Below are 9,501 nucleotides of genomic sequence, written 5' to 3'. Positions count from 1 at the left end.
AAATCAAAAAAAGATTTTTTAATCAAAAAATGAAATTTCACATATTGGGTTTCTTTTTTATTATATGGATTTTTTAAACAAGAAATTTTGAATAAATTTTTCCATTTTATACATCCATAAATATGACCTATAATCATATCATGCATGTTTATCCTGATTTTTTGAAAAGACTGATTTTTATTATTATTGATAAATTTTATTTTAATCTTTCTATTAATTTTGTTTTTATTATATATATTAACATATATTCTTTGAAGATGTTCAAAATTTTTTCCTGTAAAATGTATTTTATATTCTGAATAAGAAAACAGTAGAGTTATAAAAACATTATAAAAATTTTTTTTAAAATTCAGAATACATAAGTTTGATAATGTATTGATCATTGGTATTTTTTTTTCTAGTAAAAAATAGATATGATTCTTTGTCTTTAAAAAAAGATATTTTTTTTCTATAAAAATTTTACCTGTATATTGTTGATTCAACAAATAAATGTTAGTAGATATTTTAACTACGAAAAAACGATTTTGAACAATTCCTTTTATTTTGAAACTTTTTTTATTTTTGAATGAGGATAATAGGAAATCTCCTTTATAAATAATAGGTTGTTTAAAATTAAAGAACAGTCTAGGAAATTGGAATTTGGAACCCAAATTATATAGAATTGTTTTTTTCATATCATAAGGATGAAAAAAAAACAAAGTTTTAAAAAACTTTATTTCTTTCCATTTCTTTTTTACATCATAAAAAATATGAATTTGATTTGCGAATAATTTGTTTTTTTTTGAATCTGTTATAGAAATGTTGTAAAGAACGAATATTTTTTTTTCATGATTAAATTTTCCATGAATAGAACCTCGAATAAATATTTTCGAACAAGAGTTCCATTTGTTATAAAACAAAACTCCGAGATCTGAACCTAATTCTGATCCTTCTAAAATTTTGCATTGTATGTTTTTTTTTGGAAAAACATTTTTACTTTTTTTATCTTGAAAAAAAATAAAATGACCTTTTAAAGAACTACTAGGTGTTTTTAAAAACACATTTTTTCCTTTCAGTTTTGAAGATGAATAATCATATATTAAATCACAAGATAAATGTTTTATAAAAGGAAATTTATTTTTTTTGATGAATCCTTTTTTAGATTGAAAAGAAAAAATAGAAGCTTTTATTTTTTTATTATCAATTCGAATATTAGTTATATAACTTGAAAAAAAATGTTGAAATTTTTTTTTATTCAAACTTGTATTCTGATATTCTAAATAAGATTTATTGATGATTAATTTAGAACAGGTAATAAAATTAATATGAAAATTCTTTAATCTTTTATGAATCAAAAAATATTTTATAAAAAAAAGAATATTGTTTTCTTTTTCTTTAAAATATTTTTTGATAAAAAAAGAAGAATTTTCAATGAAAATATTTCTTATTTTTAAATGTTCTGAATTTACAAAAATAAAATAAAATAAATTATCAATGGATATTTTACATTTAGATAGATGAATAAAAGAAAAACGATGATGATCTGAAATTTTTAGATCTTTCAAAATAAGTTCTTTTTCTAACAAATTAATAGATACATGTTTGATAGTAATATTTTCATTCCAATGATTTCTTACTTTTTTCAAAAAAATTTTCAAAAAAAATGTAGAAACTTTTTCTTTTATTTTCTGTTTATGATAAATAGAAAAAAAAAAGAATCCTAATAAAAAAAGTAAAATAAGGATTCTTTTTTTTTGAAATTGATAAAAAAAAATATTATTCATTTTCAAAGATATCGTTATTTTTTTATGAAAAAAAAAACAATAATTATTGGGATAGAATCATCTTGTGATGATACAGGTGTTTCGATCATTCAAAATCGAAAAGTATTGTCTAATATTATAATTCATCAAAAAATTCATAGTAAATATGGAGGAGTAGTTCCTGAATTAGCTTCAAGATTACATGATAAAAATATCACAAAAGCAGTTCAAAAAGCTATTTTTTCAGCAAAAATTCATAGAGATGAAATTGATGCTGTATCTTTTACTTTAGGTCCCGGATTAATTGGTCCTTTATTAGTAGGAGCTTCTTTTGCAAAATCATTTTCCATGGGTTTAGAAATACCATTATTAACTGTAAATCATGTACAAGCTCATATTCTATCTCATTTTATACAAAATGCGAATATTAACAATTCTTATCCAAGATTTCCATTTTTAGGTTTGGTAATGAGTGGAGGACATACTCAAATTATAAAAGTAAATGATTTTTTTAAAATGGAAATATTAGGATCTACTTTAGATGATTCTGTAGGAGAATCTTTAGATAAAATAGCTAGAATGTTGGGTTTCTATTATCCTGGTGGACCTATGATAGAATGTTTTTCTAAAAATGGAAATAAAAAAAAATTTCTTTTTTCAAAACCTATAGTAAGTGGACTAGACTTCAGTTTTAGTGGATTCAAAAGTGATGTATCACAATTTATAAAAAAAGAATTAAATAAAAATACATTATTTGTAAAACAAAATTTATCTGATATTTGTGCTTCCATACAAAATAGTATAGCAGAAATACTTTTAGAAAAAGTAGAAAAAGCTATTTCACAAACTGGTATTTTCAGAATAGTTTTATCAGGAGGAGTATCTTCGAATCATGAAATCAGAAGATTATTTCTGTCTTTTTCAAAAAAAGACAAAAAATTAGAAATTTTTATACCAAAAAAAGAATACACTACAGATAATGGAGCCATGATAGCGATAACAGGATTATTAAAATATGAAAGAAAACTATTTGATTCTATTCACATTACTCCATATTCAAAGTTTAAAACATTTTCATAATAAATCAATAACTATATACATGTACATATTAAATTTCTATCTCCATATCCATCATCAACACGATTGACTGATGGCCAGAATTTTCTTTCTTTAATCCAATATAAAGGATAAGCGGCTTTTTCTCTACTATAAGGATATTTCCATTCATTTTGAGTCAAAATATCTATACTATGTGGAGCATTTTTTAATACATTATTTTCTTTTGAAAATTTTTCATCCTCAATTTCCTTAATTTCTTGTCTTATACTGATAAGAGTTTCAATAAAACGATCTAATTCTTCTTTAGATTCACTTTCTGTAGGTTCTATCATCATACATCCTTCTACAGGAAAGGATATAGTGGGAGCATGATATCCATAATCCATCATTCTTTTAGCTATATCTATAACTCCTATATTCGTAGATTTAAAAATTCGACAATCTATAATTAACTCATGTGCCACAGTATTATTTTCTCCCACATATAATATGTTATAAAATTTCATCAACTTTTTTTTGATGTAATTTGCATTTAACACAGATATTTCTGTACATTTTCTAAGCCCATATGGTCCCAATAAACGAATATAAGCATAAGAAATTGTTAAAATTAAAGAAGAACCATATGGAGAAGAGGAAATAGTTAATATTTTTTCGTCTTTTTTATTTTCCTTTTGAAAAGGATGATTGGGTAAAAAAGGTTTTAAATGTGAAGCAACACAAATAGGCCCCATTCCAGGACCTCCTCCTCCATGAGGAATTGCAAAAGTTTTATGAAGATTAAGATGACAAACATCTACACCTAAATATGCGGGTTTAATTAATCCTACTTGAGCATTCATATTGGCCCCATCCATATAAACTTGTCCTCCATTTTCATGAATTATATTTATAATTTCCTGAATATTTTTTTCATATATACCATAAGTGGAAGGATAAGTGATCATTAATACAGATAATAAATCTTTATTTTCTTTGACTTTCTTTAATAAATCATTTTGGTTTATAGAACCATTACTGGTTGTATCTATTAATATAACTTTCATTCCTGCCATATTTGCTGATGCAGGATTCGTTCCATGAGAAGAAGAAGGAATTAAAGCTATATTTCTTTTATGTTCTTGTAATGAATGATGATAATGTTTTATAACCATGAGTCCAGCGTATTCTCCTTGAGCCCCTGAATTGGGTTGTAAAGAAACTCCAGAAAATCCAGTAATTTCTTTTAAATATTTTTTTAATTTTCGAATAACAAAATGATACCCCATTGCTTGTTTTTCAGGAACAAAAGGATGTACATTTTTCCATTCATGTTGACTTAAAGAAAACAATTCAGAAGAAGCATTTAATTTCATAGTACATGATCCAAGTGGAATCATAGAATGAATTAAGGAGATATCTTTTTTTTCTAATCTTTTTATATAACGTATGAGCTCGTTTTCTGAATGATATTTATGAAATACTTTATGTTCTAAAAAATTAGAAGTTCTTTCTAAAAAACTAGGAAATCTATATTTATCACGAATATTTGTATGATATTTTATTTTTTTATATGTTTTTTTATTTTGATCATATGCTTCGTAAAAAATTGATAGAATATGATTTATATCTTCTTGACAAGTAGTTTCATCTAAAGTAATAGTTAAATGATTTTTATTAACATATCTAAAATTAGTTTTTTTACGTTCTGACACTTTTTTTATTTTACTTATAAAATCTGTTTTAATTCTAAGAGTATCAAAGTAAAAAGTATTTACTTGAAAAAGATGATTATTGATATTATTAATCAATAAAAATTCTAATTTTTTAGCATATTCATGAATACATTTTGCTATTTCTATTAAACCTTTTTTTCCGTGATATAAAGCATACATAGAAGCCATTACAGCAGGAAGCACTTGTGCTGTACAAATGTTAGAAGTAGCTTTTTCTCTTTTAATATGTTGTTCTCTTGTTTGTAAAGCCATACGAAAAGCTTTTTTATTTTTTCGATCTACAGATATTCCTATAATTCTTCCTGGAAGAAAACGTTTATATTGTTCATGAGTAGAAAAAAAAGCAGCATGAGGCCCTCCATATCCCATAGGAATTCCAAAAGACTGACTGGATCCTATAACTACATCCGCACCCCATTCTCCAGGAGGTTTTAACAAAGATAAAGACAAAAGATCTGTAGCAACTATTACTGATATATTATGACATTTTGCATATTGAATTGTTTCAGTATAGTCATATATTTCTCCTAAACTAGATGGATAAGAGATTATTAATCCGAATATTTTTTTATTATTATATTTTTTTTTTAAATGTTTATGAGAATCCTTTATAATATGGATCCCTAATCCAAAACATCTGGTTTTTAAAACAGCAAAAGTTTGTGGAAGGATTTCATCCGAAATAAAAAAATGATAATTATTATCTATTTTTCTTTTTTTTATTTTTTCTTTATAAATCATAAACATAGCATCAGCTGCAGCTGTAGATTCATCTAACATAGAAGCATTACTGATTTTCATTCCGGTTAAATCTGAAATCATGGTTTGAAAATTGATTAAGGCTTCTAAACGTCCTTGAGATATTTCTGATTGATAAGGAGTATATGGAGTATACCAACTCGGATTTTCTAAAATATTTCTTTGAATAACACTTGGAGTTATAGTATTTTTATACCCTAATCCTATATAAGAACGATATGTTTTATTTTTTTTACTTATTCTATAAATGTGATTTAAATATTGATATTCAGAAATAGAATTAGGAAGATTTAATTTTTTTTTAAAACGGATTTGTTTGGGAACAGTTTGATTTACAAAATTATTAATAGAAGAATATTGTAATTCTTTTAACATATTATTAATTTCATTACAAGACGGACCTATATGTCTATGATAAAAATTTTTTTTTCTAACGTCATCCTCTTTCATAAAAATAGAAATTGTATTTATCTTTATATATTGCAAATTTAGTTAAATAAATAAAATAGATAGTTAGATAGTCATTAACAAAACAATTATATTACACCATACATCATAATAAAATAAAAATGAAAATAACTATTATTGGAGCAGGAAATGTGGGAGCTACTTGTGCTAGTTTATTAGCTCAAAGGAATTTTGTCCAAAAAATTGTTTTGTTAGATATTAGAGAAAAATTTTCAGAAGGAAAGAGTTTGGACATATCTCAAATGCTCTCTATGATAGAATCAAATACTGAAGTGATTGGAATAACTAAAGACTATTCTCAATCAAAAAATTCTGAAATCATCATTATTACTTGTGGAAAACCTAGAAAACCTGGAATGAGTAGAGATGATCTTATTAAGACTAATTCAGAAATCATTCGTACTGTAACTAAAAAATCTATTCTTTTTTCTCCAAAATCTAAATTTATTATTGTATCTAATCCATTGGATGTGATGTCATATGTAAGTTATATGACAGCAAAGGTAGATTCTTCTCGTATAATTGGTATGGCTGGCATATTAGATTCTGCTAGATATCGTTTTTTTTTATCTAAAAAACTAAACATATCCCCTATTGATATACAATCTTTATTATTAGGAGGACATGGGGATACGATGGTTCCTTTATATAGATATACATCTATATCAGGAATTCCTATCAAAGAATTTTTATCAGAAGAAGAAAATGACGAAATTATTGAAAAAACTAAAAAAGGAGGAGAACAAATTGTAAATTTGTTAGGAACATCTGCTTGGATGGCTCCTAGTGCATCTGTTGTAAAAATAGTGGAAGCAATTTTAAAAGATTCTAAGCGTATTTTTTCATGTTCTGTTTTTTTAAAAGGAGAATATGGTTTGAAAGATATATATTTAGGCGTTCCAGTTGTTTTAGGAAAATATGGAGTGGAAAAAATCGTAGAACTGAAATTAAATAAAAAAGAAATAAATCTTTTGAATAAATCTGCCAATCATGTAAAAAGTATGATCAATAGACTTAAAAAATTGGATATATCATATTAAAATTTTATTTTTCTATAAATATTAATAATTCTCCTTTTTTGTAATTTATTTCTATTTTTTGTTGATAATTTTCGTTTCTGATTCCTATCGTGTCTCCTATTTTTAATAAACCTTTTTTTATGGAATATTTGAGTCCATTAGTAGATAATCCTTTTACTATAGGAAATGGAAATAAAGACACTTTTTTATTTTTTTTCTGATGAAAAGAAATTCTTTTATCAGAAAAAAAATAAAAATGATATTGATCATGAAATAAAATAGATAATTTTTTTTTATTTTTATATTTTAGAGCTGTAGATAAATTTCCTAAAAAGTGGTCTTGTTCCATTCCACTTGCGCCCCAAACATTTATGTTTATAAATCCTAAATTATAAATAATATTTAAAGCTTTATCAAAATCAGTATACCTTTGATCATCAATTTTTAATAAATGAGTTGTTAAAGGAATATCCTTTTTTAAAATAGAATCAATATCACCAATAATATAATCAACTGAAATTCCAAATTCATTTAAATAATAAAATGCTCCATCTACGGCAAATATTTTTTCATAAAAAGAGAATTTTTTTTCTAAAAAAGGAGGTTTTTCTCCATTCAAAAATAATCCTATTTCTGGACCATTAAATTTATGATTCATTTTTTTTTAAATTTATGATTTTACTTCCTAAATAAATTTTCCTTATTAAAGGATCTCGTATAATTTCTACGGTAGATCCACATCTTATGATTTTTCCATTAAACATTAAATAAATACGATCTGCTATTGTAACAATTTCTTGTATATTATGATCTGTAATTAATATACCTATATTTTTTTTTTTTAGAAAAAAAATTATTTTTTGTAATTCTTCTATAGTAATTGGATCAATTCCAGAAAACGGTTCATCTAAAAGAATAAATTTAGGATTTATAGCTAAACACCTAGCGATTTCTGTTCTTTTTCGTTCTCCTCCAGAAATCAGATCTCCCCGATGATTCCGTATTTTTTGCAATCCTAATTCTTCAATCAGTCTTTCTGTTCTTCTTTTTTTTTCTTGATTGGATATTTTTTGCATTTCTAATATGCACAAAATGTTATCTTCTACAGATAATTTTCTAAATATAGATGATTCTTGAGCTAGATATCCCATTCCTATTTTTGTACGCTGATACATTGGATATAATGTAATGTCTTGATTAAGAAGGATTATTTTTCCTTTATCAGGTTTAATTAATCCTACAATCATATAAAAGGAAGTTGTTTTTCCTGCACCATTAGGCCCTATCAATCCAACTATTTCTCCTTTATTCAATTGAATTGAAACATTGTTCACAACATATTTATTTTTATATTTTTTATATATATTATTAGCTTCTAAAGTCATAAATAAATTTTAAAAAAATTTTTTTTATTAAATAAAATATGAATATATTATATATTTATAATATTATTAATTTCTATATAATATGAAGAATTTAAATAGAAAATTTTTTTTCATTGTACTTTTTTTATTCTGTGTTTTCCATAACTGTTTTTCATATTCTTCCGGTTTAGAAAAACTAAGTGGAATTTCTGTAGTGGTAGGAAATGATATCATTTTAGATTCTGAGATTAAAAATCGTAATGAAAACAAATCATTTTGTAACACGGATGTTATCAATAATATTCTCACTCAAAAATTAATGCTGTATTATGCAAAAAAAGATAAAAATATAAAAATCAGTGATCAAGAATTAGAATTAAGAATTCAAGAATTTTTATCAGAAATGAAAAAAAAAAATAAAAACCAGGAAGAATTTTTAATGCAACTTCAAAATAAAGAATTCTTGAAAGAATTGACGGAAAAAATTAAAAACCAAAAATATATAGAAAAATTTTACGATCAAATAACGGATGATGTGGAAGTTACTCCAAAAGAAGTCAAGCATTTTTTGAATCAAAAACAGAATCAAATCCCTTTTTTTCCCAAAAAGATATGTGTTTCTTATATTATATTTTATCCTAAATTAAGCAATATTAACAAAAAAAAAATAATTGATTTTTTAAATCAAATCAAAAAAGAAATCCATTCTGATATTGATTTTTCCACTAAAGCTATTTTATTTTCTGAAGATAATTCTTCAGCATTGAAAGGGGGGCTTATTCAGGATGTGAAAATAAATAATCTTTCACCAGAATTTGTACATTTAGTTCTTTCTTTAAAAGAAGGAGAAATATCTAAACCGTTTGAAACAGATTTAGGTTTTCATATTATAAAATTGGAACAAAAAAGAAAAAATGATATTGATTTTAGACATATTTTAATCAAACCTAAATATTCAAAAAACGAATTATACAAAACAAAACTATTTTCAGAATCCTTTAGAAAACGCATGATTCATCAAAAAATGAATTTAGATAAAATTCCAAAATTACTGAATCAAAATAAAATTGTTGATGTAATAATACAGGATTCAATTTGGATGGAGGAAAACCAACTTTCTAAAAATACGAAAAAAGCATTTCTTATTTTTAAAAAAGGAGAAATCACTAATCCTCATAAGGAAATCATAAATGGAAAAGAAGCCTTTGTTATCGTAAAATTATTGGATGAGATACCATCTAAACCCCTTTCTTTTGAAGAAAATTACAATTTTTTAAAAAATTTTGTAAGAAACATCAAAAACAAAGAAAAAATAAAAAATTGGGCTAATAAAATTTTAAAAAATACTTTTTACGTAAAAATTAATTGTTAAATT

The 9,501-nt window shown here is 24.1% G+C and carries 6 protein-coding genes and 1 pseudogene; 3 read left to right on the top strand and 4 right to left on the bottom strand.

Features of this window, described 5'->3' with window-relative positions:
• A pseudogene (locus H0H57_RS03085) lies at positions 1–1,763 on the bottom strand (translocation/assembly module TamB domain-containing protein); the annotation flags it as partial.
• Between the two features lie 24 nt (positions 1,764–1,787).
• Here H0H57_RS03085 and tsaD point away from each other — a divergent pair.
• Positions 1,788–2,822 carry a tRNA (adenosine(37)-N6)-threonylcarbamoyltransferase complex transferase subunit TsaD gene (gene tsaD, locus H0H57_RS00130; RefSeq protein WP_185863828.1) on the top strand — a complete coding sequence of 345 codons (1,035 nt, stop codon included), beginning with the start codon at positions 1,788–1,790 and terminating at the stop codon, positions 2,820–2,822.
• Positions 2,823–2,833: 11 nt separating this feature from the next.
• On the opposite strand, the gene gcvP is transcribed toward tsaD, so the two are convergent.
• Positions 2,834–5,725, bottom strand: a complete 2,892-nt coding sequence (gene gcvP / locus H0H57_RS00125; RefSeq protein ID WP_185863827.1) for an aminomethyl-transferring glycine dehydrogenase — start codon at positions 5,723–5,725, stop codon at positions 2,834–2,836.
• 119 nt (positions 5,726–5,844) lie between these two features.
• Here gcvP and mdh point away from each other — a divergent pair, with 119 nt between their 5' ends.
• Positions 5,845–6,783 carry a malate dehydrogenase gene (mdh, locus tag H0H57_RS00120; protein ID WP_185863826.1) on the top strand — a complete coding sequence of 313 codons (939 nt, stop codon included), beginning with the start codon at positions 5,845–5,847 and terminating at the stop codon, positions 6,781–6,783.
• A 4-nt stretch (positions 6,784–6,787) separates the two neighbouring features.
• On the opposite strand, the gene H0H57_RS00115 is transcribed toward mdh, so the two are convergent.
• Together H0H57_RS00115 and lptB are read right to left on the bottom strand one after the other, a co-directional pair.
• Positions 6,788–7,420 carry a thiamine diphosphokinase gene (locus H0H57_RS00115; protein WP_185863825.1) on the bottom strand — a complete coding sequence of 211 codons (633 nt, stop codon included), beginning with the start codon at positions 7,418–7,420 and terminating at the stop codon, positions 6,788–6,790.
• Positions 7,410–8,147: an LPS export ABC transporter ATP-binding protein gene (lptB, locus tag H0H57_RS00110; RefSeq protein WP_185863824.1), complete on the bottom strand. Its 738-nt coding sequence runs from the start codon at positions 8,145–8,147 to the stop codon at positions 7,410–7,412. Before lptB ends, H0H57_RS00115 begins: the two co-directional genes overlap by 11 nt.
• Positions 8,148–8,229: 82 nt before the next feature.
• Here lptB and H0H57_RS00105 point away from each other — a divergent pair, with 82 nt between their 5' ends.
• Complete coding sequence (locus H0H57_RS00105) at positions 8,230–9,498, top strand: peptidylprolyl isomerase (RefSeq protein ID WP_185863823.1); 1,269 nt, start codon at positions 8,230–8,232, stop codon at positions 9,496–9,498.
• The last annotated feature ends 3 nt before the right edge of the window (positions 9,499–9,501 follow it).

Origin of the sequence: Blattabacterium cuenoti (assembly GCF_014251755.1) — a bacterium.
Classification (GTDB): domain Bacteria; phylum Bacteroidota; class Bacteroidia; order Flavobacteriales; family Blattabacteriaceae; genus Blattabacterium; species Blattabacterium cuenoti_AN.
This window is presented reverse-complemented; position numbering and strand designations above follow the sequence as displayed.